Genomic DNA, 23,314 nt, shown 5'->3' with positions numbered 1-23,314 from the left:
CCACGCGACGAGGCCCGCTCGACGAGGCCCGCTCGACGAGGCCTGCTCCCCGGCGGCGCCGCCGAGCCCGCGGGCGGCCCGGGCGCCCGCCCGCGCGGCCCGCCCCGGCGGCGTCCGTCAGCGGTCGCCCTCCTCGTGCTCGCCGGCGCTGTCGGCCGTGTCCGCGCCGCCGCGCGGGAACGCCGCCCCCTGCGGCTCGTCGGCCGCGGCGTGGGCGTCGTCCTCCGGGGTGCCGGTGATCGTGGACTCCCGCAGGACCTGCTCGGTCATGCCCTCGTCGTTCTTGTCGCGTGCGGTCATGGCCGAGGCGTATCCGCGGACCGGGACGTTCAATCCTCGTGCCCCGCAGCCCCTGTACCGTCCGCCCGGGCCCAGGCCGGGAACGCGCCGAGGTCGCAGGACACCTCGCGCCAGCCCGGCCCGCTGACCGGGGCCGCCCCGCACAGCGGCCGCCAGTCCCCCGGCGGCACCCACAGCAAGCGACGCCCGCCCGGTTCGAGCAGGGGTGCGACCAGCACGTCCGGCCCCAGCAGGTACTGCAGGTCCGCGTCGCGGGCCGCCCGGTCGCCCGGGTACGCCAGCACCATCGGCCGGATCACGGGCGTCCCGCTCTCCGCGGCCTCCCGCGTCGCGGCGACCAGCCGCGGCCGCAGCTCCCCGCGCAGGGCGCACGCGGCCAGCGCCGCCTCCCGGTGGGGCGACGGGTAGGCGGTGGGCTCCCGGGCGCCGACCCCGTGGAAGCGCATGATCGGCGAGAACGCTGCCCACTGCGTCCACCGCACGTACAGCTCCGGCTCGACGTCCGGTTCGGTGGCGAAGGGCCGCATGTCCCTGCGCAGCTCCTTCGCCCGCTCGTAGGACTCCGGGGTCCAGTAGCCGCCGGCGTCGTGGGTGACGAAGGCCAGCCCGGACAGCGCCATCGACAGGCAGGCCCGCAGCGTGGAGGTGAGCCCGCCCCAGGTCGAGGGCATGTCCCCCGCCCAGGTCACCGCGTACCGCTGCTGCCCCGCGGTGCCGGAGCGGGCGACCGCGACGAAGTCGGCCCCGTGGGCCCGCTCCCCCGCCTCCGCGACCGCCTCGGCGTAGAGCAGCCCGTAGCTGTTGTGCCGGGCCGCGCCCGTGCTGCCGTCGGCGAAGCGGGCCTCCCCCGGCACCTCCTCGCCGAAGTCGGCGAGCACCGCCGAGGCGCCCTCCGATCGGAGGGTCGCGGCGAGCCGCTCCACCCACCAGCTCCGTGCCCGCGGGTCGGTGAGGTCGACGGGCAGGGTGTCCGGGTCGTCGATCGTCGGGACGGGGCGCCCGGACGGGCCGCCCAGCAGGAACTCGCGGTGCCGCTCGGCCTCCTCCGTGCCGCGGGCGAGGTACGGGTTGATCCACAGGCTGGTCCGCACACCACGGTCGTGCAGCGGCGCCGCCCAGCCCTCGGGGAACCGTTCCCGGTCCGGGCCGGCGCTCCACGCGGACGTGTCGAGGACGACCTCGCCCAGCCACTCGTCGACGTGCATCAGGACCGGCGGGCTCCCGGCGGCGGCCAGCTCGTCCGCCGTCGCCACCATCTCCCCGGCGGTGAAGTAGGAGGACCGGCTCATCCAGGTCCCGAGCGCCCACTCCGGCAACGGCCGGGGCAGCCCGGTGAGGGCGTGGTAGCGGCGGAGGATCGCGGGCGCGTCCCCGGTGAGCACGAACAGGTCCAGGCCCTCCCCGTCGACGTCGATCCGCGCGGCCTCGGCGTGGGTGGCGCCGAGGTCGGCGTCGACGACCGCGCCGGTGTGCACGAACAGGCCCCAGCCGCGGTCCGACCACAGCAGGGGTACGTTGAGGTACGCGGTGTCGCGGCCCGCCGCCCGGTCCACCTCGGTGTTGCGCATCCGCCGGAACCTGCCGCGCAGGTCGATGCCCTGGTAGCTCTCGCCGCCGCCGTACACGCCGGCGTCGGGACCCAGGTGCACCGTCTCGACCCAGCCCGCGGGGCGCTCCCCCGTGGCCGGACGGCGGCCCGCGGCGAAGGGCACGGTCTCGGCGGCGGGCTCGGAGAACCGGGCGAAGCCGCCGCACCGCAGGCCCTGCCCGTCGGCCGACCACACGGCCTCGACCTCGGGTCCGGCGATCCGCACCCCGCCCTCGACGGCGGTGAGCTCGGCGGGCCGGTCCGCGAGCGGGAGGAGGATCGGCGAGGTCCCGGGGACGGGCGGCCCGATCCGCAGCCGCAGCACGCCCGGCACGGGGACGGTCGCGGCGACCTCGTCCGTGCGGCCGGAGGCGAAGCGGACGCGCAGCCGCCCGTCCGTGAGCCCGGCACCGTCGTAGGGGTCGAGGTCGGTCACCCCTGCGAGCCTACGAGGAGACGATCTCCAGGTCCGACGCGGCGACCTCGACGTGGGCGCGCTGGCGGCCCAGCAGCGCCGAGGCGGCCGGGTCGCCCGGCGCGACCTGCGCGGCGAAGCCGTCCGTGTGCGCCACCATCCGCCCGGTGAAGGACACCCGGTCCGCGGCGGAGACCCGGAAGGGCGACTCGCCCGGCTGCCGCACGATCTGGACCCACACCCGCTCGTCGGCCGCGGTGCCCAGCCAGAAGCCCTCGTCCGCCGGGACCGACTGCACGGGGACGCCCTCAGAGGTGACGGTGCGGCCGGCGAACCCGGAGAGGTCCCCGCCCGGCCCGGAGGCCTTCTCCAGCGGCAGCAGGCTGGTGCCGCCCACCGCGAGCCCGCTCGACGCGCTCGCGTCCGCCGTGGTGCCCACCCCGCCCAGCGGGTCCCACCGCACGAAGGCGGCCACCGCGACCAGCGAGCAGACCGCGGAGATGATCGCCCAGAGCCACAGCGGGGCTCCCAGGCGGGGGCGGGCACGGACCCGGGCGGGGGCGGCGACGAGGCCCTCCGGGTGCACGTCGGTCACAGCAGGCTCCCTGCGATTCGATGCGGAATGCGCCTGGGGTCCCACCGATCTCCGCCGGTCAAACGCGTGTCACCAGGTCGGCGTGGCGCTGGTCACTTCTTCCGGGCGCGAGCGGTCTCGCGGTCGTTCGCCTTCTGGATCTCCTCGACGAGCTCGTCCTTGTTCTTGCCGTCGGGATCGGCGATGTCGAGCTTCTTCGCGATCTGCACGAGGTGGCCCTTCTTCGCCCTGGCGTTCACCCCGCCCGCGGTGTCGCGGTCGTCGGACCGGGACTGCGGGGCGCTCTTCTCGGCCTGCTCGTCCGACGGACCCGGCTCGTCCTTCGGCTCCCAGTGGTCCCCGACCTTCTCGTGGGTGTGCTTGAGCGCGGCGAAGGCGGTGCGGTGGGCCCGCTCCCCGTCGCCGTAGCTCTCCTCCGCGGACTCGAGCGCCTTCTTGTAGGTGCGCACCGCCTTGTCGTCCGAGCGCGCGATCGTCGCCGGCACGTCGTCGCGCATCTTCTCCGCTTCCCGGTGCTTGTCGGCCATGTCCCTGCTCCCTCCCGAGCTCGGGCCCGACCAGGGCCGGCGGTCGGTCCTCGCGGTCAGGCCTCCGCGGTCACTTCTCGGTGCTCACTTCTCGGCCGAGCCCGGCTCGGCCATCTTCTTGTGCGCCCCGGCCTTCAGCTTGTCCGGCAGCACGTCGTTCGCCACGCTCTGCGCGCGGGTGGACAGCGACCCGGCGACCACCTTGTCCCTGCCGGCGAGCAGGGCGTCCACCCCCTGCTTCGCCACCTGCGCCGGGTCGTCCTTGTCCGCGGCGCCGACCCTGGTGTCGTCCATCTCGGCGCGGTGGAAGAAGTTCGTCTCGGTGGGCCCGGGCATCAGCGAGGTCACCGTGACGCCGCTGTCGCCCGCCTCGAGCTCGGCCTGCACCGCCTGCGCGAAGGACTGCAGGAAGGACTTCGAGGCGTTGTAGATCGCCTGGTAGGTGCCGGGCATCTGGGACGCGATCGACGACGTGATCAGGACCCGTCCCTCGTGCCGGGCCACCATGTCCCTCAGCACGTGCTTCGACAGCCGGACGGTCGAGGTGACGTTCACGTCGATGACGTCCTGCTCGGCCTCGAGGTCGTTCTCCACGAACGGGCCGCCGAGGCCGACGCCGGCGTTCAGCGCGGCGACGGCGACCGGGCGCCCGGTCTTGCCCACGGCGGCCCACACCTCCTCGACGCCCTCCCGGCGCCGCAGGTCGGCGTGCACGGTGGTGACGGAGACGCCGCCGCCGTCGTCCTCGGCGCTCTGGCCGGCCTCGCGGATCTTCCCGGCGGCGGTCTCCAGCGCCGCGTCCTCTGCGGTGACGACGAGGTCGTAGCCGCGGCGGGCCAGTTCGCGGGCGAGCTCCAGGCCGATACCGCTGGAGGCGCCGGTGACGAGGGCGAGTTCTCGGGTCGTCATGCCCCTCGGCTACCCGCGCCGACCCCGCCCAACCGGCCGGCCGGCCGGGCATGGAGCCGACCGAGCCACCTGCGTCGACCCCTCCCCGCCCTGGGGGCAGCTGCTCAGCAGCGCTCCAGGGCGTCCGGCTTGTGCACGGCCTCGCTGTCGCTCTTCTCGCTGCGCACGAGGTACTGCGGCTCGTCCTTCGACGCCCGCACGGTGCGCCCGGCGGCCTCGGTGTCCTCGGTGATCTTCTTGAGCACCTCGCCCTCGGCCCACCCGCCGTGGCTCTTCCAGCGGACCTTGTCGCCCTTCTCGAACTCGCTCATCGTGTCCTCCCGCGGTGCGTCCGTCCGGTCCACCGGGCGATACCCCGGAGGGCCCGCGGGCTACACCGACCGGCCCGCGCGGACCTCGCGGACGAGCCGGCGCGCCTCCCGGACCTCCGGCGGCGCGGGCGGGTCGGGCAGCAGGTCGGTCGCCCGGCGCAGCCCCCCGAGCAACGCCGACGCGACCAGGTCCGTCGTCGGCAGGCCCGGCAGCCCGTACATCCGGCGGGCCCAGCGCGGCAGGGTGGCCAACGCGGTGGTCGCGGTGGCCGAGATCGCCGCGCGGGTCCACGCGGGAGCACCGGGCGGCGGGGCCGGCGGGGCGAGCAGCCCGCCGACGGCGACCCGCGCCTCGTCCGTGACCCGCAGCCGGGGCCGCATCCGCGCGAAGTACTCGGCCAGCTCCGCCCGGGACGCCGGCACGACGGCCGGGTCCAGGCCCACCACCTCCGCCGCCCGCACGCTCTCGGCCACGTACTCGTCCGCCTCGGCCGCGGAGACGATCCCCGCGCGGCGGGCGACGTCGACGTAGGAGTCGATCTCGCCGCAGTGCACCCACAGCAGGCCCTCGGGTGCGTCGATCGGGAACCGCCGGCCGGACTCCGGGTCGAACCCGCGCAGCCGGTGGTGCAGCCGCCGCACCCGGGCCCCGGCCGCCTCGACCTCGGCCAGGGACCCGAAGGTGCGGGTGCCGACGAACTCCACGGTCCGCTGGAACCGCGGCCACGCCTTGGCCGGGTCGAACAGCGCGCTGTTCTGGAAGGTCCCGCGCATGACCCGGGGGTGCAGGGACTGCAGGAGCAGCGCCCGCATGCCGGCCACCCACATGACCGGTTCGAGGTGCACGCGCCAGGTCACCGACGTCGGCCCGAACAGGCCGTGGTCGCTCCGCAGGGCCGTGGTCATCGGTTGCCTCCTCGGAGGGGGTCAGAAGGCGTACCGCACCCGCAGCCACGGCGCGTGCCGGGCGATGAGGTCGGTGACGGCCTGCACGCCCTCCCGCTTGGGCACGTTGCGGTACCGGACGTTCCACATCCCGCTCTGGCTGCGCTTGGCCTGCTGCAGCTCCGGGCGCCACAGCACCTCCTCGGCCTTCGGGTGCCAGCCGAGGTTGACCTCGTGCAGCTCGCGGTTGTGGGTGAGCATGATGATCTCCGCGGCCGCCTGCTCCTTGAAGGCCGCGCCCAGCTCGTCGTCGAGCCGGACGAGCAGCTCGGCCCAGTCCTGCTCCCAGCCTTCGCGCAGCACGATCGGCGAGAGGTTGAGGTGCACCTCGTACCCGGCGGCGACGAAGTCGTCGATCGCCGCGATCCGCTCGGCCACGGGGCTGGTGCGCACGTCGAGCAGCCTGGAGTCACGCTCGGGCATCAGCGAGAAGCGGATCCGGGTGCGGCCCTGCGGGTCCAGGTCGAGCAGCTCGCGGTTGACGAACTTCGTGGCGAAGCTCGCCTTGGCCGTGGGCAGCTCGCGGAAGGTCGCGACCAGGTCCGCGACGTTGTCGCTGACCAGCGCGTCGACCGAGACGTCCGAGCTCTCGCCGATGTCGTAGACCCAGGCGTGCGGATCCACCTGGTCGGGCTCGGGCTTCGGACCCTGGCGCCTCACGTGCCCGCGCAGGTACTTCGTGATCCGCTCGATGTTGGTGAAGACCGTGATCGGGTTCGCGTAGCCCTTGCGCCGGGGCACGTAGCAGTAGGCGCAGGCCATCGCGCAGCCGTTGGCGGTGGAGGGCGCGATGAAGTCCGACGACCGGCCGTTGGGCCGCGCGGACAGCGACTTCTTCACCCCCAGCACCAGCGTCTCGGTCTTGACCCGCACCCAGCGGTCGACGTTGCCGGCGTTGCCGTGCAGCTCCGGGATCTGCCAGTGCGACGGGACCTCGATGATCTCGGCGCCGGGGAAGCGCTCCAGGACCTGACGGCCGCGGGGCGAGTCACGGGCCTCGGGCTCGGCGTAGATCGTGCGGACCTGCAGCAGCCGCTGGGCCGGCGTCGGCGTGCCCGTGACGGTCGCCGTGGCGGCGTCGGTCATTCCGTGCCGCCGCGCCGGCCCGGCCCGGAGCCCACCCGCGCGTCCTCCTGGTCGGCCTGCAGCCGCGCCGCGATCCACAGGAGGGCCTCCTTCGCGGCGGCGCCGCAGATCTCCCCCGGCTCGCCCTCGAGGTCGAGCCGGAGCACCTCCTCGCCCCCGGGCTCGCCGGCGGCGGCCATGTAGACGGTGCCGGGCGGCTGGCCGTCCTGCGGGTCCGGCCCGCCCGAGCCGGTCAGCGCGACGGCGAGGTCGGCGCCGAGCAGCTCGCGCACCCGCCCGGCCATGGCCCGCGCCGCGGGCTCGCTCACGACCGGGCCCTCCGGGACGTCCAGCAGGTCGTGCTTGACCTCGCTGGAGTAGGCCACGACAGAGCCGCGGAACCACTCGGAGGCGCCCTCGGCGCGGGCCAGGGCGGAGGCGACCATGCCTCCGGTCAGCGACTCGGCGACGGCCACGGTGCGGCCGGCCGAGGAGGCGCGCTCCGCGATGGTCGCGGCGATGTCGTCGAGGGTCTCTTCGCTCATGGGACGTGCGCTCCGGGTGGTTCGGGGACGGTGCCGGTGGTGGGTTCGACGTGCGGGGCCGATACCCCTCGCGGCCCTGCCGAAACGGGGGCGGACCGTGGCACGCTCTGCTCCCAGCGTACGCAGCGGAGGTGGCCCGTGGATCCCGAGCGCACCGACACCCGCCCCGGCTCCGACCCCGCGGCCGGCGGCGGCGCCGACCACCGGACCGACACCCGGACCGGCGCGCGGACCGACACCCGGGTCGACGACGGGATCGACGACGACGCGGCATGGGACTTCCGGGAGCGGCGGGAGACCCCGACCGAGCGGCTGGACCGGAACTGGGCGGACCTGCTGCAGGAGCTGCGGGTCTCGCAGACCGGCGTGCAGCTGCTCACCGGCCTCCTGCTGACCGTGCCCTTCCAGAGCCGGTTCGCCGACATCGTGACCCACCAGCGGGTCGTCTACCTCGTGACCACCGCCCTGTCGGTGACCGCCACCGGCCTGCTCATCGCGCCCGTGATGCTGCACCGGGTGCTGTTCCGCCTGCACGCGCGGCGCCCGCTCGTCGCGGTGAGCCAACGCCTCGCGATCGCGGGCCTGACGACGCTCGGGCTCGCCGTCGTCGGGGTGGTCGAGCTGATCTTCGACGTGGTCCTCGGCTGGGTCGCCGGGGTCATCGCCGCGGCCGCCGCGCTGGTGCTGCTCGGCGTGCTCTGGGGTGTGGTTCCCGGCGTCGTCCGGCGGCGGCTGCGGGACACCTGACCGACGGCCTCCCGGATGCCGCGGGAACCGGTCGGCGCTAGCGTCGGAGGGCCTCGGGACGCTGGGAGGAGGACGACGTGACCACCGACGGGACCGGGCTCTGGGCGGACCTGGCGCACGCCTTCGACCTGGTGGAGCACACCCTGCGAGTCCTCGACGCGGAGCTGGGCGGCGTGGGCGCCGCGGACGGGGCGTCCGTCCGCACGGGTGGTGGCTCCGGCACGATCCAGGGCTCCGCACCCGAGGCGCAGGAGAACCGCGCGGTGCGGCTCGCCGCCGCCCGGTTCGCCCGGGCCCGGTCCGAGGAGCTGTGCCTGCGCCACGCGGAGCTGGTCGAGCGGTTCGCGGAGCTGCACGACAGCGTCGCGCGGGTGCGTCGGACCGCCGAGGCCCTGCGGAGGAACGGTCCCGCCCCGGACGGGCGGGCGGCCGCCGACGGCGACGACACCGACGCCGCGGACGGCACCGACGGCTCCGGTCTGGTCGGGGTGCTCGAGGAGGCCACGCGGACGTTGCTCGGCGCCTCCGACGCGGAGCGCGCCTGCACCGCGGTGGTCGAGACGACGCGGCGGGCGGTCCCGGCGGCCCTGCACGTCGGGCTGCTGGTTCAGTCGCCCGGGCCGGCGGTGCGGGCCGCGACGGACGAGCTCGCCGGGCAGGCCTGCGCGCTGCAGGTCCGGCTGGGCGAGGGCCCCGGGCCCGACGCGCTCCGCACCGGTGAGCAGGTGGTGGTGCAGGACCTCGGCGCGCCGGAGGCCGCCGCCCGGTGGCCCGGGCTCGCGACCCCGGCGACCCAGCTCGGCCTGCGGTCGGTGGCGGCGGTCCCGCTGGTCTCGGCGCCGCGGCAGCGGAGGGCCGCACTGGTGCTGCACGCCCCCGCGCCCGGGGCGTTCGGCGAGCCCGAGCTCGCCCGCGCCCGGCTGTGCGCGGCGCTGGCCTCCGTGTCCCTCGCCGGCGCGCTGCAGGCCGACAACCTGCAGCGGGCGCTGGCCAGTCGCGACCTCATCGGGCAGGCCAAGGGCGTCCTGATGCACACCCACGGGATCGACGAGCGGGCCGCGTTCGAGATGCTCCGGCACGGCTCCCGCACCACCAACACGAAGCTCGTCGAGATCGCCCGCCACGTCCTGGCGGACGGTCCACGCTGATCCCCCGGGGAAGGGGCGCGCACGCTCGGCCGGACGAGGGGTCAGGTCGCCTCGCCGCGCAGCAGGCGCGCCCGCATCGACCGCGCCAGGTCCGCCGAGTGCTCGGCCGCGGCACGGAAGTCCATGTCGGGGTCGAGCCCGGCCCCGTCCGTCCGATCCGCCTCCTCGAGCACGCGCGCCAGCACGGCGTGCTCCTCCAGTGCGGCGATCGCCGACCACAGCTTCGCCTCCGCCTCCTCCCGCTGGGCGGCCTCGAGCGAGCGGGGGCTGTACTGGTGCCCCACGTGGCAGCGGAAGTAGCCGATGCGCGGCAGGTCGATGCGCGCGAGCCCGCCGCCGCACTCGGGGCAGGCCATCCGGGTCGGCGTGCTCTCGTCCGGCCGGAGGAAGGCCGGGTCCCGGCTGCCGGCCATGCCGTCGTCGTCGGCCGGGATCCTCGCCGTGTCGCCCATGCCGTCACCTCCCGGGGGCAACTCCTGGACCGTTCTCGCGAGCAGCGGGCCGAGCTTCGCGGCCGGCGCCGCCCGCGCGGCGGGCACGGCCGCGGCCGCGGCCCGCGGCATCGAGCCGAAGAGGGCGTCGGCGGGATCCTGCACGAGCACCCGGCCGCCCGCCCGCTCGACGAGGGCGGCGCCGACCGCACCGTCGTCGAGCGCGCCGGAGAGCACGGCCGCGACCACCCGGGGGCCCCGGGCCCGCGCGGCCGAGGCGAACATCGCGTCCACCGCGGGGCGGTGCCGGTTCACCTTCGGGCCTCTGCTCAGGGCGACCGTTCCCCCGTTCACGAGCAGGTGGCGGTCGGGCGGGGCCACGAGGATCCGGCCCGCGCGCAGCGGCTCCCCGTCCGCCGCCTGGCCGGCGGGCAGCGGGCCCGCGCGGCCGAGGACCCGCGGCAGGGTGCTCTGCGGTCGGTCGGTCGTGTGCAGTGTGACCAGGACCGCGGCGGGCAGGTCCGCGGGCAGCCCGGCGACCACCTCGAGCAGCGCCTCGACGCCTCCTGCGGAGGCGCCGAGCACGAGCAGCGGGTGGTCGGCCACCACGGCGGTGTTCCCCGGTCCCCGTCCGGTCAATCGTCGGACGGCCGGTGGGAGTGGGCCCGGAAGGGGTACCGTTCGGGCAGGCCCGGGCGGCCCGCCTGGACCTGCCCGACACCGATCGAGAGGCGGTGCCCGTGCCGGACGTGTCCGCCGTCGGACCGCTTCCGGACGGACCGGCGGGCGGCCTGACCGACCCGCACACCTACCGCCCGGACGAGGCACCCGCGCCCGTGCGTGCGGCCGTGGTCACGGACGTCGTCGTGGTGGGAGCCTCCGCCGGCGGGGTGGAGGCGTTGCGCGCCTTCGCCGCCTCGCTGCCGGTGGACCTGCCCGCGGCGGTGGTCGTGGTGCTGCACATCCCGAGCGAGGCGCCCAGCGCGCTCGCCGCGATCCTCGGCCGCGCGGGGCCCCTGCCGGCGGTGACGGCGCGGCACGGGATGCGCCTGGAGCCCGGGACCATCTTCACGGCCCCCGCGGACCACCACGTGCTCGTCGCCGACGGGCACCTGCACCTCTCGCGCGGGCCGCGCGAGAACGGGCACCGGCCCTCCATCGACCCGCTCTTCCGCTCGGCGGCCGTGGACTTCGGCCCGCACGCGATCGGGATCGTGCTGTCCGGCAACCGGGACGACGGCACTGCGGGCCTCGCCGTCCTCGCCCGGCAGGGCGGCGCCGCGCTGGTCCAGGAGCCGGCCGAGGCCCTGTACCCCGGGATGCCGCAGAGCGCCCTCGAGCACGTCTCCGGGGCCCGCGCGGTGCCGGCGGGGAAGCTCGGGGCCGCGATCGTCGACCTGCTGGCCGACCCGCCCGACGACCCGGTCGGCACGCGGGCCGACGATCCGGTCGACCCCCTCGCGGCAGAGGAGACGGACGTCGCCGCTGCGGTGCCCGGCCCCCAGCCGCAGCTGGAGCTGGGCGAGCCCTCCCCCCTCTCCTGCCCGGACTGCGACGGGGTGCTGTTCCGCCTCGAGGGACAACCGGAGCCCCGCTTTCGCTGCCGGGTCGGGCACGCCTGGTCGCCGGACAGCCTCGCGGGCGAGCAGGCCGACGGGGTCGAGGTCGTCCTCTGGGCCGCGCTGCGGGCGCTGGAGGAGAAGGCCGCGCTCCAGCGGTGGCTCGCGGACACCGCCGAGTCGTCCGGGCGGCCGCACGCCGCCCGGACGCACCGGCGCAAGGCCGACCGGACCGGGTCGGAGGCCGGGATGCTGCGCCGGATGCTCACCCGGGACCTGCCCGAGGACTGAGCGTCCGGGCGGCCGTCATCGGCTAGGCTCCCCGCGCGGCCCGTGCCGGGTGGCCCGGCCCCGAGGTGAGCGGAGAAAGTCGTTGTCGCAGCCGGATCCGGCCTTCGAGGCCCTGCTGCAGCACCTGAAGGTGAACCGCGGCTTCGACTTCACCGGGTACAAGCGGTCCAGCCTCATGCGGCGGGTGGACCGGCGGATGTCCCAGGTCGGCGTCGCGGACTACGCCGAGTACCTGGACTACCTCGAGCTGCACGCCGAGGAGTTCACCGCCCTGTTCAACACCATCCTCATCAACGTCACCGGTTTCTTCCGCGATGCGGAGGCCTGGGAGTACCTGCGCACCGACGTGCTGCCGGCGCTGCTGGCCGGCAAGGGCCCCACCGAGCCCCTGCGGGTGTGGAGCGCGGGCTGCGCCTCGGGCGAGGAGGCCTACACCCTCGCGATCGTCCTGGCCGAGATGCTGGGCACCGCCGAGTTCCGGGACCGGGTCAAGATCTACGCCACGGACGTCGACGAGGAGGCGCTGACCCACGCCCGGCACGGGACCTACTCGGACCGCGAGGTCCGCGGTATCCCGCCGCAGCTGCTGGAGAAGTACTTCGAGCAGACCGGCGGTCGCTTCGCCTTCCGCAAGGACCTCCGCCGCTCCGTGATCTTCGGTCGCAACGACCTGGTGCAGGACGCCCCGATCTCCCGGATCGACCTGCTGGTCTGCCGCAACACGCTGATGTACTTCAACGCCGAGACCCAGGCCCGGATCCTGACCCGCTTCCACTTCGCGCTCTCCGAGCCGGGTGTGCTGTTCCTGGGGAAGGCCGAGATGTTGCTCAGCCACGGCGCGCTGTTCCTGCCCGTCGACCTCAAGCGGCGCACGTTCCGCAAGGCGCCGCGCAGCGCCCCGCAGAACGGGACGTTGTTCGCGGACGCTCCGCCGATGATGAACCGGGCCGACCTGAGCGGCATCGACGTGCTGCGCAACGAGGCCGTGCTCGCCTCCCCCCTCGCCCAGATCGTGCTCACGGGCGACGGCACGATCGCGGTGGTCAACCGGCAGGCCGAGGTGCTGTTCGGCATCTCGGCGCGGGACGTCGGCCGGCCGTTCCGGGACCTCGAGCTCTCCTACCGGCCGTTGGAGCTCCGCCGGCACATCGAGAAGGCGCAGAGCGAGCGGCGCACGGTCCGGGTCACGGACGTCACCTACCACCGCGGCACCGAGGCCGTGCACCTGGAGGTGCAGGTCAGCCCGCTGGTCGGGTCGGGCGCGGACGTGCTCGGCGTCGGCGTCGCCTTCCACGACGTCACGGACTTCCGCCGGCTGCAGGACGAGCTGGAGCAGGCCAACCGCCAGCTCGAGACGGCCTACGAAGAGCTGCAGTCCACCAACGAGGAGCTCGAGACGACCAACGAGGAGCTCCAGTCCACGGTCGAGGAGCTGGAGACCACCAACGAGGAGCTCCAGTCCACGAACGAGGAGCTCGAGACGATGAACGAGGAGCTCCAGTCGACCAACGACGAGCTCCAGACGATCAACGACGAGCTGCAGGACCGTACCGGCGAGCTCGACCGAGCCAACGCCTTCCTCGAGACCATCCTGACCAGCCTGCGCGCCGGCGTCGTGGTCGTGGGCACCGAGCTGCACGTGCAGGTGTGGAACCACCAGGCCGAGGAGCTGTGGGGGCTGCGCCGGGACGAGGCCGTGGGCCAGCACTTCCTCAACCTCGACATCGGGCTGCCGCTGGACCTCGTGCGGCCGGTGGTCCGCAGTACCCTCTCGGGTGAGGACGGTCCGCAGGAGGTCACGCTGCCGGCGATCAACCGGCGCGGCCGCAGCATCGACGTCCGGGTCATCGCCAGCCCGCTGCGGGGCGACGGGGGTTCGGTGGTCGGGGCCATTCTCACCATGGAGGAGTCGGCCGGCGCCGAGAGCGTCGCGGCGCGGTAGCGGCGGGTCGACCGGGCGGCGGCGAGCGGGACCGTGGGGTGAACGAGGCCGTGGACGCGAACGAGGCCGAGTTCCTGGCCGCGGTCGAGCAGCGCCGGGCGGAGATCGACCTCCGGCTCGAGGAGCTGCGGACCCGCCGGCGCGAGATCAGCCTGCGCCGCGGCTCCACCGTGGCGGACGTGGAGACGGCGACGGAGCGGGCCCGGGCGGCGCTGCGGCACGCCGGGACCGCACACGAACGGGCGGCGCAGCGACAGCTGCTCACCGCCGAGAGGCACGAGCACGCCGCGCGGACCCTCATGGCGGTGGGTGACCTCGACGCGGCCGAGCGGCACCGACGGGCCGCGCTGGCCGCCCGGGAGGCCGCGGGGCGGTCCCTGGCGCAGGCGCCCGCGGACCGGCTCCCGGACTGACGGGCCGTGGGGCCGGGGACGGGACCGGTCCGGGCCCGGCGTGCGTTCACCGGGTGCGAAGTACGGCCCAGACGGTCTTGCCCACCTCGTGCCGGGTCGCTCCCCAGCCGTCGGCCAGCTCGGCGACCACGTGCAACCCCTGCCCGCCGGAGGTGTCCGGGTCGGGCATGTCGATCCCCTCGTCCCGCACCCCCACGCGCAGCCCGCCGCGGTCCAGGGTCAGCAGCAACGACCGGCGCCCGCGGCCGTGCACGAGCGCGTTGGCGACCAGCTCGTCCGCGACGAGCTCGGCGCGGGCGGGCACGCCGGAGACCAGCTCCCACTCGCGGCAGGCCTCCCGCACGAGGACGCGTGCGAACCGCACGCCGACCACCGTGTCGGGCAGTTCGGTGAGCCGCCGGATCCGGGTCGGGCGCAGCCCGAGCAGGGCCCGGCCGTGCTCGCGGTCGGGGGCGATCCGGATCTCCTGGAGCACCCCGCTGCGCCGCAGGGCGGTGGCGACCGGCCCCGGGCCCGTCACCAGCACCAGCCGCGCCGACGGCCATCCGCCCGCTGCCGTCAGGGTGCTGGTGAACAGGGCCAGGAGCGCGGGGACGACGGGGTCCAGGTCGCGCACGTCGACCAGCACCGAACCCCGGTCGAACAGGAGCTTGCGCAGGTCCGTCTCGGCCCGCGGCGCGGTGCGCACGGTCAGCGGGCCGGCGAGGACGAGGACCGGGACCGGTCCGTCGTCGACGCGGCACGTCAGGTCGTTCCGGCGCACGTCCGCCCCTCGTGGTCGTCGGTCACCGGACGGTCCCCGGAGGGGCCCGTGGAGCGGGCGGGGTACCCCGGCGTCACCGGCTCATGCCCCTTCCTCCGAGAACACCGGCGTGCACCTCAGCCGGCTGCGTCGCCCTCGGCGACCAGGGCCCAGACGGCCTTGCCGCTGCCCAAGGGGGTCACGCCCCATGTGCTGCTCAGCTCGGCGACCGCCCGCAGGCCGAGACCGTCCGACTCCGCGGTCAGCACGGGCCGGGCCGCGGAGCCGTCCCGCACCGAGACCCACAGTCCCCGCGACGAGTGGGCCAGGGTCAGGTCGCCCGGCCCGAGCGTGTGCTGCACCGCGTTGCTGACCAGCTCGTTGGTGACGATCGCGGCCCGCTCGACGAGCTCGGCCGGGAGCCCCCAGTCCTCACAGGCCGAGCGGAGGAGCAGGCGGGCGAAGGGCGCGGCGGCCGGTCCGGCGGGCAGGTCCGTGCTCCGGCGCACCCGTGCAGGGCGCCGGTCGAGCAGGGCAAGGGCCTCCGCGCGACGGGTCGCGACGGGGACCTCTCGGTGCCGCCCCGCCTGCGCCATCCCTTCGATCACCGGCCCGCCCGCCGCGAACAGCACCATCCTGGCGGCCGGCCAGCCGCCGACCGCCGCCAGCGCCGACGGGAAGGTGGCCAGCGCCGCGGTGGAGGACAGGCCCAGCCGCCCGACGTCGACCAGCAGCCGGCCACGGTCCAGGAGCAGCTTGTGCAGGACCCGGTCGAGCTCGGGAGCCGTGCGCACACCGAGAACCCCCTCGAGCGTCAGCACGCACACGCCGGCGGTCTCGTCGACGGCGGTGCCGAGGCCGGCGCACTGTCCGGACGCCTCGTCGCGCATGGCTGCCTCCGGTCACGGGACTCGCGCGGGCTTGCCCCCCACCTTCCCCGCCGGGGCGCCCGCCCGCAACGCCCGGGCGGGCGTGCCACGCGCCGTTCGCCGAGGGGAGCGGCCCCGACCGTTTCCCCGCCGGGCTGCCGGGTAGGCGGGCCTGTGCCCACGACCACGCCGATCCCACCGAGGACGCGGGCGCCTGCCGAGCGCAGGGACGGTCCGCACGGCTACGACGATCTCGAGCCACTGCTGCGCGCGCACGCCGAGAGCGGCCCGGAGGACCCGGACCACGCGGCGCGCCGCGACTACCTCATCACCGAGTTCCTCCCGCTGGTGCGCAACCTCGCCCGGCGCTACGCGACCTCCGCTGCGGCGGAGGACCTGGAGCAGGCCGGCATCGTCGGCCTGATCCGGGCCGTCGACAACTACGACCCGGAGGTCACGGCCGGCGGCCCGCTCGCCTATCTCGTGCCGAGCATCCGCGGGTCCATGCTGCGCCACCTGCGCGACCACACCTGGGCCCTGCGCGTGCCCCGGGCGATCAAGGACCTGACGGTCGCGGTCAACCGCGCCACGATCGACCTCACCCAGCGCCTCGGCCGCGCGCCGCGGCCCAGCGAGCTCGCCGCCGAGCTCGGCCGGTCGGTCGACGACGTCGTCGAGGCCCTCGACGCCCTTGCGGGCCACCGCGCCGACAGCCTCGACGAGCCGGAGTCGGAGTCCGGGTTCACCCCCGCCGACCGGTTGGGCGCCGCGGACGTCGGGCTCGACCTCGTCGACCACAGCGGCGACCTGCGGCGGCTGATCGCCGCGCTGCCCGAGCGCGAGCGCACGATCCTGCTGCTGCGCTTCTATGGCGAGCAGACGCAGACCCAGATCGCCGAGCGGGTCGGCATCTCGCAGATGCACGTGTCCCGGCTGCTCGCCCGCACGCTCGCCCACCTGCGCGCCGAGCTCAACGGATGACCGCCGGCCCGCGGTGGGCCGGAGAACGCCGGGGAACGCCGGGGAACGCCGGGGAACGCCGACGCCCGGGCACCGCGGTGCCCGGGCGTCGGTCGGTCGGAACCGCTCGCGGTCAGCCGGTGGAGCGGTTGCTCAGCCGGTCGCGGAGGCGGTCGACCAGCCCGACACCCGGCCCGGCCATCTTGTGGAACAGCTCGGCGTTGGGCGAGTCGGGGTGCGGGCGGGTCGGCGCGATCTTCTTGGCCGCCTCGACCTTGCGCCGCAGCTCGACGAGCTGCTCCTGCGGGATCGCCTCGCGCATCCGCGGGAACTGCTCGGTCTCCTCGTCCTCGGCGTGGTGGCGCAGCGCCCGGGTGAAGTCCGCGACGAGCGTGTCGAACCGCGGGTCGTCCCCGTCGACGCCCTCGAGGTCCTTCATGATCCGCTCGAGCTTGTTGTGCTCCTCCTTGTCGTGCTCCACGGTGTCCGCGCCCCGGTCGAGCGCGTCGGACATCGCCGGGTAGACGTACATCTCCTCGGCCACCGAGTGCCGCACCACCTCGGCGATGGCGGTGTCGGCCATGTCCCGGCGCTCCTGCGCCACCCGGGTGGCGGTGATGCGCTCGAGCAGCTCGAGCACCTCGTGGTGGTCCCTGGTCAGCTCGTCGACGACGTCGGCGCCGGACGGCACGTCGTCGCGCGCCACGGTCTCGGTCATGGCGGGTCTCCTCGTGGTGGTCGGAACGCGTCCGCGGGCGGCGGCTACCCCACCGCGGTCGGCTCAACCCGGCTGCGTCCTTGGGACCGGTTCCGGTTTACGCCCGGCGGCGCCGGGCATCCGCGCCGCGCCGGCCGAGATCACGCGCCGGCCCCCTCGCGGCCCACCGACGCCGCGGGCCCACGTCGCCCCCGGGCGGCGCCGTCCACCTCGTGAGGAGCCCGCATGTTCCTGCACCGCCAGGAGTTGCAGTTCAAGGCCACCCCCGACAAGCCCGACGCCGTGTACGCCCGCAAGCTGCAGGAGGTGCTGGGCGGGCAGTACGGGGAGATCACCGTCGCGATGCAGTACATGTTCCAGGGCTGGAACATGCACACCCCGGGCAAGTACCGCGACCTCGTGTTCGGTATCGCGTCCGAGGAGATCGGACACGTCGAGATGCTGGCGACCATGATCGCCCAGCTGCTGGAGAAGGCGCCGCTCGGAATCACCTCCGACGCGGTCCAGGACGACCCGACCGTCGCCGCGGTCATCGGTGGCACCGACATCCAGCACGCCATCGTCGCCGGTGCCGGCGCCCGCCCGGTCGACAGCATGGGCAACCCCTGGCAGGGCTCCTACATCACCGCCAGCGGCAACCTGCTCGCCGACTTCCAGGCCAACGCCAACGCCGAGATGCAGGGCCGCCTGCAGGTCGCCCGGCTCTACCACATGACCGACGACCCCGGTGTGCGCGACCTGCTGTCCTTCCTGCTCGCCCGCGACACGATGCACCAGAACATGTGGCTCGCCGCCGCCGAGGAGCTCAAGGAGGAGGGCTCGGAGAAGCTGCCGGTGCCGAGCAACTTCCCGCAGGGCAAGGAGGCGACCGAGTTCTCCTACCAGTACCTCAACTTCTCGGACGGGGCGCACGCGGCCGAGGGCCGCTGGGCCAAGGGGCCGACCCCGGACGGCAACGGGGAGTTCAGCTACCACGAGGGACCGACGTCGTCGGTGCCGATGCCGCCGCCGACGCACCCGGACAGCCGCTTCTACGGCACCACCGAGCTGCCCAACACGATGGAGAAGGCCGCGGGCCTGGCGCAGGACAAGCTCAACAAGGAGTGACGAGGGTGGTCTTCGGGCCGGCCGCGGGACCCGCTGCGGTCGGCCTGCCGGTCAGCCGGCCGCCCTCCCGGGCGCGGCGTCGGCCGGGAGGTCGGCCGGGTCCGTCGAGCAGCTCGCTGCGCAGCCGTCTCAGGGTCCGCGAGAGCAGCCGGGACACGTGCATCTGCGAGATGCCGATCCGCTCGGCGATCTGGGTCTGGGTGAGCTCCCCGAAGAAGCGCAGCAGCAGGATCGTGCGCTCGCGCTCGGGCAGCCGGTCCAGCAGCGGGCGCAGGGCGTGCCGGTACTCCACGAGGTCCAGCGCGGCGTCGAGCTCGCCCAGCCGGTTCGTGATCGGGTTGTCACCGTCGTCCTCGCCGAGCACGGCGTCGAGCGAGCCCGTGTACTGGTTCGACTCGGCGTCGAGGGCCTCGATCACCTCCTCGACCGGGACGTCGAGGTGCGCGGCGAGCTCGCTGGGCCGCGGCGCCCGGCCGAGCTGCTGCGACAGCGGTCCGGTGACCTGCCGGATCGCCACGGTAAGGTCCTTGAGCCGGCGTGGGACCCGCATCGTCCAGGTCCGGTCCCGGAAGTAGCGCAGGATCTCCCCGCGCACGCACGGCACCAGGTAGCCCAGGAACTCGCCCCGGGCCAACTCCGGGTCCCACCGGTCCAGCGCGCTGAGCAGGCCGAGGGCTCCGACCTGGACCAGGTCGTCCAGCCCGCCCGGGTAGCCGCGCGCGTGCCTGGCCGCCACGTGCCGGACCACGGGCAGGAAGCCCAGCGCCAGCTCCTCCCGCAGCCGGGGCCGGTCCGGGTGCTCGGGCGGGAGCGAGGCGTAGCGCTCCAGGGTGGGCATCAACCCGATGTACTCGCTCGCGGCGTGCCCGTCGGCAGTCCCGACGGGGGTCGCGTGGACCTCGCGGGTCACGGGAGCCGGCCGGAGAGGGTGACGGTCGTGCGGTGCACAGGCTGTCCTCCGCCGTGAGGTCGGACGAGGGCGGTCTGCTTCACCCCGGCTCGCTCGGCGAGCAGTCACGACGGTACGACCGAACCCCCGCGGCCCGCGCGTCGAAAGGCCGCGACCTGCCGAACCGGCCTCGAGAACGACCCGGTCGGGGCGGGTCGGCGGCAGGCCGACTCCGCGGTCGCGAGTGGCCGTGGAGGACGGCGGATCAGCAGCGCGGGGCCGCTCCGCCGCCGGCGGACATCCGCTGGATCCGGCGCAGCACGTCCGTGCTCGGGAAGCAGCCCTCCCGCGACTTCTGGATCAGCAGCTCGACGTACTCCGGCACCATCTGGGCCGGGATCGACTCCTCGATGAGGTCGAGCTGGGTGCCGCTCGGGAAGGGGTCCTGCCGCACCGTGTCGAACAGCAGGCGGATGAACATCTCCCGCGGGTGCGGGCGCGCGTCCGTGTCGGCGCCGTCGCCCTGGTCGCCGCGGTCGGTCGAGGTCATGGTCGCTCCCGTGGGGTCCGTCGGTGCGGGTGCGTCACCCGATCGGGAAACGGGTTCCCGCCCGTCGCCGTGCTTAACCGTCCGTCACGACGCGCCCGGGTCCCGGGCGCGCAGTTCCTCCGAGTAGGCCACCGGGTGGTCCTGGCCCCGCTCGGTGAACCAGTCGTTGAGCGCGGCCGCCACCACGTCGTGCTCGGCCCAGGTGGGCTCGCGCCGCAGCTCGAGGGTGTCCCGCAGCTCCTCCTCGGACAGCATCCCACCGAGGGCGACCTGGGCGGTCCACAGCTCGCGCAGCGTGAGATCGGACAGCGCGAAGCCCGCGCGCAACGCCGGTGCCGACCGCATCGTCTCCGCCGCACGGGCCTCCCGCCCATCGTCGTTCATCGCCGTCACTCCGCCCGGATTGCCGGTCTCCGCGCGCTCCAATCGTGTGCGCAGCAGCGGGTTCCGCCGCGCGGGATCACCCGCGGTCCTCGAGGAGGCCCTCCCGGAGGCGGGCCAGCGTGCGCGCCAGCAGTCGGGAGACGTGCATCTGCGAGATCCCGTAGTGCTCGGCGATCTGCGTCTGGGTGCGGTCGCCGAAGAAGCGCATGGTGAGAATGCCGCGCTCGCGCTCGGGCAGCTCCGCGATCAGCGGGCGCAGCGCCTCGCGGTTCTCCACCTTCTCCAGGTTGCGGTCCAGGTCGCCGAGCGAGTCGACGACGCCGGGGCCGGAGTCGTCGTCCGCGACCGCCTCGAGCGGGGCGCTGTGCTGGTTCGCCTTGGCGTTGAGCGCCTCGACGACCTCGCCGACGTCGACGTTCAGGTGCTTCGCGAGCTCGCTCGGCCTCGGCGCCCGGCCGAGCCGGTTCGACAGCTGCCCGGCGGCGCGGGTGATCTCGACGCTCAGCTCCTTGAGCCGCCGCGGCACCCGCACCGACCAGGTGCGGTCACGGAAGTAACGCAGCATCTCGCCACGCACCGACGGGATCAGGAAGCCGAGGAACTCGCCCTGGGCGCGCTCCGGGTCCCACCGGTCGATCGCGTTGATCAGCCCGACCGTGCCCACCTGCACCAGGTCCTCCTGGCCGCCGCGGTAGCCCGCGCCGTGCCGCTTGGCCAGGTTCCGCACCACCGGCAGGAAGGCCACGATCAGCTCCGAGCGCAGCCGCGCGCGTTCCGGGGAGCCTTCGGGGAGGGTGGCGAAGCGGCGCAGCCGCGGCATCTCGTCGGCGTACTCACTGGGCCGCGTGAGCGGCGGATCCGGTTCGGGGCCGGTCTCGGACAGGGCGTGGACGCTCACTCGTCGCTCCTTGGTCGATCGGGGGGCGAGGCGGCCGGAGCGGTGGGGGCCGCGTGCGGGTCGTCCGACGGGGACCCGGGCCGCGCGACCCCGCTGGGCCGGCTCGCCGGTGCGGGCCGTCGGTTCGACCCTCGTGGTCCGCGGGTCCCCCGGTGTGCCGGGTCCGTAAACGCCCGGTGCTCCACGTCACACGGGTGTCCGCATCTCGGCCGTCCGGCGGGACCACGGGAGCGCCGGACGTCCTACCGTCGCCGCATGCCGAACGAGCAGGACCGCGTCTGGGTGGACGCCATGCCCCGGGCCTACGCGGACGGCCTCGAGGCCGCGGTGTTCGCCCCCTTCGCCGCCGAGCTCGCCCGTCGGGCGGCGGCCACCGCGCCGCGGCGGGTGCTGGAGGTCGCCGCGGGCACCGGGGTGGTCACCCGGGCACTGGCCGAGGCGCTGCCGGGAACGGACCTGCTCGCCACCGACCTCAACCCCGCGATGGTCCGGTACGGCGGCGGGCGCGAGGCCCGCGCACGGTGGGAGCAGGCCGACGCGGCGCACCTGCCGGCCGGCGACGGCACGGTGGACCTGGCCGTGTGCGGGTTCGGGGTGATGTTCTTCCCCGACCGCCCGGCGGCGTACACCGAGGTCCGGCGGGTGCTCACGCCGGGCGGGCGCTTCCTGTTCACCGCCTGGGACGAGGTGCGCACGCACGCGTTCGCGGAGGCGCTGACCGCCGGCCTCCGCGCGGCCTTCCCCGCCGACCCGCCGCCGTTCGTCGCGGCGGTTCCGCACGGGTACGCCGACCCGGACCGCATCCGCGCCGACCTGGCCGGGGCCGGGTTCACCGACGTCGACCTGGAGCGGGTGGTCCGGACCGGCACCGCGCCCTCGGCGGCCGCGGTGGCCGAGGGCTTCTGCACGGGCACCCCGCTGCGCGCCCAGATCGCCGAACGGGGCGAGCCCGCGGCGGCGCTGCGCACGGTCGGCGACACGATGACGGCGCTGCTCGGTGCCGGCGAGGTCCGCGGCGAGATGGCGGCCTGGGTGGCGGAGGCCCGCCGGTAGCGGCGGGGTCGAGTGTCAGGCCGCGGGGTCGGCCAGCGCGGCGTCGAGGGTGGGGGCGAGCCGCAGGACCTGGTCCATCGCGGTGAGGGCGACGGGCCGCAGCACCGCCTTGTTCGCCGCACCGGTGACCACGACGAGCACGCCCGAGCGGGCACGCGCCGCGCCGTCGAGGTCGGCCAGGACCGCGAGCCCGTGCGAGCCGAGGTAGGTCAGGTCCGTGAGGTCGAGGACCAGCCGCACACCCTGGCCCAGCCGCGGTTCCGCGGCCCGGCGCACCGCGTCCGCGTGGGCGACGTCGATCTCGCCGGCGACCGCCAGGACCACCGTGCCCTCGGCGGGCTCGGCCGCCCGCACCCGTACCCCGTCGACGCGCACCCCGTTCACGCTGAGGTCGACCTCCCGCCACTCGAACGCTCTCACCGTCCGGTGAGCGTCCGCGGGGGGTCGAAGTGTTACACCGCCGGCGATCAGGCGCCCGCGGTGTGCACCGCGAACGCGGTGAGGAAGCCGAGGGCCGTGATCAGCCCCGTGAGGACGTGGGCGCGCTCGAAGGCCTCCGGGATCATCGTGTCGGCCAGCATCGCGAGGATCGCGCCCGCCGCCACCGCGATGATCACCGCGACGACCGTCGGGGACACGCCGTCGAGCGCGAGGTAGCCGACGAGCGCGCTCACCCCGCTCGCCAGTGCGATGCCGATCCACACCCCGAAGACGTAGCGGGCGGGACGGCCCGCGCGCTTCATCCCGGCCGCGCTCGACAGCCCCTCGGGGACGTTGGAGATGAAGATGGCCGCCAGCACCGCGGGACTCACCGCGCCCCCGGTGAGCAGGGTGAGCCCGAGGACGACGGACTCGGGGACGCCGTCGAGCAGGGCCCCGACGGCGATCGCCGCGCCGCTGCCGGACTGCTCCTCCTCCGAGGGCTGCTGGTCGCCCGAGCGCTTCCGGTGCCGGGCGCCACGCCGGTCCAGCGCCGCGTTGGCCAGCACGTACACGACCGCGCCGGCCAGAAAGCCCACCGTCGTGGCGACGAGCCCGCCCTGCCGCGCCGCCTCGTCCACCAGCTCGAATGCCAGCGCCGAGATCAGCACACCCGCGCCGAACGCCATGATCCCGGCGACGATCTTCGGCGGTACCCGCACCCACCACGCGATCGCGGCCCCGAGGACCAGCGCACCGCCCGCGAGCAGCCCCCACAGGCCGGCCAGCAGCCAGGTCGGCACGGTCACCCCTCCCGTCCGTGATCAACGTCGGCCGTCAGGTACCCGGCCGCGGTGGACCGAACCCCTCACCCGTGCAGCTCCCGGACCTGCACGATCCGGCCACACGGCCCGTCGCCGGCGTCCCGTCCTGCGCCCGATGTTCGAGTTGGGTAGCGTCCGGCCCGGCGTCCCGGCGCCGGGGTGAAACAGT

At 75.1% G+C, this 23,314-nt stretch carries 27 protein-coding genes; 8 read left to right on the top strand and 19 right to left on the bottom strand.

The genetic code is table 11. From position 1 onward, the window contains the following. Positions 1–117: 117 nt before the first annotated feature. The 9 genes from ABD990_RS16610 to ABD990_RS16570 form a co-directional block, all read right to left on the bottom strand. Positions 118–300 (bottom strand): hypothetical protein, encoded by a 183-nt coding sequence (locus ABD990_RS16610; protein ID WP_345381431.1) that lies wholly within the window; start codon positions 298–300, stop codon positions 118–120. Between the two features lie 29 nt (positions 301–329). Beyond that, positions 330–2,324 carry a glycoside hydrolase family 31 protein gene (locus ABD990_RS16605; protein ID WP_345381430.1) on the bottom strand — a complete coding sequence of 665 codons (1,995 nt, stop codon included), beginning with the start codon at positions 2,322–2,324 and terminating at the stop codon, positions 330–332. A gap of 10 nt (positions 2,325–2,334) precedes the next feature. Beyond that, positions 2,335–2,898, bottom strand: coding sequence for a hypothetical protein (locus ABD990_RS16600; protein WP_345381429.1), 564 nt, complete (start codon positions 2,896–2,898; stop codon positions 2,335–2,337). Positions 2,899–2,990: 92 nt separating this feature from the next. Further along, positions 2,991–3,425, bottom strand: a complete 435-nt coding sequence (locus tag ABD990_RS16595; protein ID WP_345381428.1) for a ChaB family protein — start codon at positions 3,423–3,425, stop codon at positions 2,991–2,993. An 84-nt stretch (positions 3,426–3,509) separates the two neighbouring features. Continuing rightward, positions 3,510–4,334, bottom strand: coding sequence for an SDR family NAD(P)-dependent oxidoreductase (locus ABD990_RS16590; protein ID WP_345381427.1), 825 nt, complete (start codon positions 4,332–4,334; stop codon positions 3,510–3,512). 104 nt (positions 4,335–4,438) lie between these two features. Then, positions 4,439–4,645 (bottom strand): hypervirulence associated TUDOR domain-containing protein, encoded by a 207-nt coding sequence (locus ABD990_RS16585; protein WP_345381425.1) that lies wholly within the window; start codon positions 4,643–4,645, stop codon positions 4,439–4,441. Positions 4,646–4,705: 60 nt separating this feature from the next. Beyond that, the gene (locus tag ABD990_RS16580; protein WP_345381424.1) at positions 4,706–5,551 is read right to left on the bottom strand and encodes an oxygenase MpaB family protein; all 846 of its coding nucleotides are present in this window, start codon (positions 5,549–5,551) and stop codon (positions 4,706–4,708) included. A gap of 21 nt (positions 5,552–5,572) precedes the next feature. Then, a complete protein-coding gene (locus tag ABD990_RS16575) occupies positions 5,573–6,676 on the bottom strand; it encodes a spore photoproduct lyase family protein (protein ID WP_345381423.1) in 1,104 nt (367 codons plus the stop codon). Further along, the gene (locus tag ABD990_RS16570; RefSeq protein ID WP_345381422.1) at positions 6,673–7,200 is read right to left on the bottom strand and encodes a CinA family protein; all 528 of its coding nucleotides are present in this window, start codon (positions 7,198–7,200) and stop codon (positions 6,673–6,675) included. Before ABD990_RS16570 ends, ABD990_RS16575 begins: the two co-directional genes overlap by 4 nt. A gap of 138 nt (positions 7,201–7,338) precedes the next feature. Here ABD990_RS16570 and ABD990_RS16565 point away from each other — a divergent pair, with 138 nt between their 5' ends. Both ABD990_RS16565 and ABD990_RS16560 read left to right on the top strand, forming a co-directional pair. Next, positions 7,339–7,947: a DUF6328 family protein gene (locus ABD990_RS16565; protein ID WP_345381420.1), complete on the top strand. Its 609-nt coding sequence runs from the start codon at positions 7,339–7,341 to the stop codon at positions 7,945–7,947. Positions 7,948–8,024: 77 nt separating this feature from the next. Next, positions 8,025–9,095, top strand: a complete 1,071-nt coding sequence (locus ABD990_RS16560; RefSeq protein ID WP_345381419.1) for a GAF and ANTAR domain-containing protein — start codon at positions 8,025–8,027, stop codon at positions 9,093–9,095. Positions 9,096–9,136: 41 nt separating this feature from the next. Here the strand turns inward: ABD990_RS16560 and ABD990_RS16555 are convergent, their stop codons facing one another. Next, entirely contained in the window at positions 9,137–10,135 is a 999-nt protein-coding gene (locus ABD990_RS16555) for a chemotaxis protein CheB (RefSeq protein ID WP_345381418.1), read from the bottom strand. Between the two features lie 44 nt (positions 10,136–10,179). On the opposite strand from ABD990_RS16555, the gene ABD990_RS16550 reads away from it, so the two are divergent. The 3 genes from ABD990_RS16550 to ABD990_RS16540 all read left to right on the top strand — a co-directional run bounded on the left by ABD990_RS16550 (position 10,180) and on the right by ABD990_RS16540 (position 13,731). Continuing rightward, positions 10,180–11,376, top strand: coding sequence for a chemotaxis protein CheB (locus ABD990_RS16550; protein ID WP_345381417.1), 1,197 nt, complete (start codon positions 10,180–10,182; stop codon positions 11,374–11,376). Between the two features lie 82 nt (positions 11,377–11,458). Continuing rightward, positions 11,459–13,318: a CheR family methyltransferase gene (locus ABD990_RS16545; RefSeq protein WP_345381416.1), complete on the top strand. Its 1,860-nt coding sequence runs from the start codon at positions 11,459–11,461 to the stop codon at positions 13,316–13,318. A gap of 38 nt (positions 13,319–13,356) precedes the next feature. Next, positions 13,357–13,731: a hypothetical protein gene (locus tag ABD990_RS16540; protein ID WP_345381415.1), complete on the top strand. Its 375-nt coding sequence runs from the start codon at positions 13,357–13,359 to the stop codon at positions 13,729–13,731. A 46-nt stretch (positions 13,732–13,777) separates the two neighbouring features. Here the strand turns inward: ABD990_RS16540 and ABD990_RS16535 are convergent, their stop codons facing one another. Continuing rightward, the gene (locus tag ABD990_RS16535) at positions 13,778–14,494 is read right to left on the bottom strand and encodes an ATP-binding protein (RefSeq protein WP_345381414.1); all 717 of its coding nucleotides are present in this window, start codon (positions 14,492–14,494) and stop codon (positions 13,778–13,780) included. A gap of 116 nt (positions 14,495–14,610) precedes the next feature. After that, a complete protein-coding gene (locus ABD990_RS16530; RefSeq protein ID WP_345381413.1) occupies positions 14,611–15,363 on the bottom strand; it encodes an ATP-binding protein in 753 nt (250 codons plus the stop codon). Between the two features lie 153 nt (positions 15,364–15,516). Here ABD990_RS16530 and ABD990_RS16525 point away from each other — a divergent pair, with 153 nt between their 5' ends. Then, positions 15,517–16,323, top strand: coding sequence for a sigma-70 family RNA polymerase sigma factor (locus ABD990_RS16525; protein WP_345381411.1), 807 nt, complete (start codon positions 15,517–15,519; stop codon positions 16,321–16,323). Between the two features lie 112 nt (positions 16,324–16,435). Here ABD990_RS16525 and ABD990_RS16520 read toward each other — a convergent pair whose 3' ends face one another. Then, positions 16,436–17,020, bottom strand: coding sequence for a hemerythrin domain-containing protein (locus ABD990_RS16520; protein WP_345381410.1), 585 nt, complete (start codon positions 17,018–17,020; stop codon positions 16,436–16,438). Positions 17,021–17,245: 225 nt separating this feature from the next. Here ABD990_RS16520 and ABD990_RS16515 point away from each other — a divergent pair, with 225 nt between their 5' ends. Further along, entirely contained in the window at positions 17,246–18,127 is an 882-nt protein-coding gene (locus ABD990_RS16515; protein WP_345381409.1) for a manganese catalase, read from the top strand. Here ABD990_RS16515 and ABD990_RS16510 read toward each other — a convergent pair. The 4 genes from ABD990_RS16510 to ABD990_RS16495 form a co-directional block, all read right to left on the bottom strand. Continuing rightward, complete coding sequence (locus ABD990_RS16510) at positions 18,114–19,037, bottom strand: SigB/SigF/SigG family RNA polymerase sigma factor (protein WP_345381407.1); 924 nt, start codon at positions 19,035–19,037, stop codon at positions 18,114–18,116. The genes ABD990_RS16515 and ABD990_RS16510 overlap by 14 nt on opposite strands. 244 nt (positions 19,038–19,281) lie before the next feature. Then, entirely contained in the window at positions 19,282–19,566 is a 285-nt protein-coding gene (locus ABD990_RS16505; RefSeq protein ID WP_345381405.1) for a hypothetical protein, read from the bottom strand. A gap of 84 nt (positions 19,567–19,650) precedes the next feature. Beyond that, positions 19,651–19,950 carry a hypothetical protein gene (locus ABD990_RS16500; RefSeq protein WP_345381404.1) on the bottom strand — a complete coding sequence of 100 codons (300 nt, stop codon included), beginning with the start codon at positions 19,948–19,950 and terminating at the stop codon, positions 19,651–19,653. Positions 19,951–20,026: 76 nt separating this feature from the next. Beyond that, positions 20,027–20,848 (bottom strand): SigB/SigF/SigG family RNA polymerase sigma factor, encoded by an 822-nt coding sequence (locus ABD990_RS16495; RefSeq protein WP_345381403.1) that lies wholly within the window; start codon positions 20,846–20,848, stop codon positions 20,027–20,029. Positions 20,849–21,103: 255 nt separating this feature from the next. Between ABD990_RS16495 and ABD990_RS16490 the strand changes: the two genes are divergently transcribed. Next, a complete protein-coding gene (locus ABD990_RS16490; protein WP_345381402.1) occupies positions 21,104–21,901 on the top strand; it encodes a class I SAM-dependent methyltransferase in 798 nt (265 codons plus the stop codon). 15 nt (positions 21,902–21,916) lie between these two features. On the opposite strand, the gene ABD990_RS16485 is transcribed toward ABD990_RS16490, so the two are convergent. Beyond that, on the bottom strand, positions 21,917–22,321 hold the full coding sequence (locus ABD990_RS16485) for an STAS domain-containing protein (RefSeq protein ID WP_345381401.1): 405 nt from the start codon (positions 22,319–22,321) through the stop codon (positions 21,917–21,919). A gap of 47 nt (positions 22,322–22,368) precedes the next feature. Beyond that, positions 22,369–23,124 carry a ZIP family metal transporter gene (locus ABD990_RS16480; RefSeq protein WP_345381530.1) on the bottom strand — a complete coding sequence of 252 codons (756 nt, stop codon included), beginning with the start codon at positions 23,122–23,124 and terminating at the stop codon, positions 22,369–22,371. Positions 23,125–23,314: the final 190 nt, after the last annotated feature.

Source organism: Pseudonocardia yuanmonensis, from assembly GCF_039542425.1.
GTDB lineage: Bacteria > Actinomycetota > Actinomycetes > Mycobacteriales > Pseudonocardiaceae > Pseudonocardia > Pseudonocardia yuanmonensis.
The sequence above is the reverse complement of the archived record's forward strand: the minus strand, read 5'-3'. Positions and strand labels throughout refer to the sequence as shown.

Excerpts from the sequence above, each read along its gene's own strand:
- ABD990_RS16580 (WP_345381424.1), bottom strand. The coding sequence starts at position 5,551 with ATGACCACGGCCCTGCGGAGCGACCACGGCCTGTTCGGGCCGACGTCG.
- ABD990_RS16585 (WP_345381425.1), bottom strand. The coding sequence starts at position 4,645 with ATGAGCGAGTTCGAGAAGGGCGACAAGGTCCGCTGGAAGAGCCACGGC.
- ABD990_RS16575 (WP_345381423.1), bottom strand. The coding sequence starts at position 6,676 with ATGACCGACGCCGCCACGGCGACCGTCACGGGCACGCCGACGCCGGCC.
- ABD990_RS16505 (WP_345381405.1), bottom strand. The coding sequence starts at position 19,566 with ATGACCTCGACCGACCGCGGCGACCAGGGCGACGGCGCCGACACGGAC.
- ABD990_RS16520 (WP_345381410.1), bottom strand. The coding sequence starts at position 17,020 with ATGACCGAGACCGTGGCGCGCGACGACGTGCCGTCCGGCGCCGACGTC.
- ABD990_RS16500 (WP_345381404.1), bottom strand. The coding sequence starts at position 19,950 with ATGAACGACGATGGGCGGGAGGCCCGTGCGGCGGAGACGATGCGGTCG.
- ABD990_RS16610 (WP_345381431.1), bottom strand. The coding sequence starts at position 300 with ATGACCGCACGCGACAAGAACGACGAGGGCATGACCGAGCAGGTCCTG.
- ABD990_RS16515 (WP_345381409.1), top strand. The coding sequence starts at position 17,246 with ATGTTCCTGCACCGCCAGGAGTTGCAGTTCAAGGCCACCCCCGACAAG.
- ABD990_RS16590 (WP_345381427.1), bottom strand. The coding sequence starts at position 4,334 with ATGACGACCCGAGAACTCGCCCTCGTCACCGGCGCCTCCAGCGGTATC.
- ABD990_RS16490 (WP_345381402.1), top strand. The coding sequence starts at position 21,104 with ATGCCGAACGAGCAGGACCGCGTCTGGGTGGACGCCATGCCCCGGGCC.
- ABD990_RS16570 (WP_345381422.1), bottom strand. The coding sequence starts at position 7,200 with ATGAGCGAAGAGACCCTCGACGACATCGCCGCGACCATCGCGGAGCGC.
- ABD990_RS16595 (WP_345381428.1), bottom strand. The coding sequence starts at position 3,425 with ATGGCCGACAAGCACCGGGAAGCGGAGAAGATGCGCGACGACGTGCCG.
- ABD990_RS16530 (WP_345381413.1), bottom strand. The coding sequence starts at position 15,363 with ATGCGCGACGAGGCGTCCGGACAGTGCGCCGGCCTCGGCACCGCCGTC.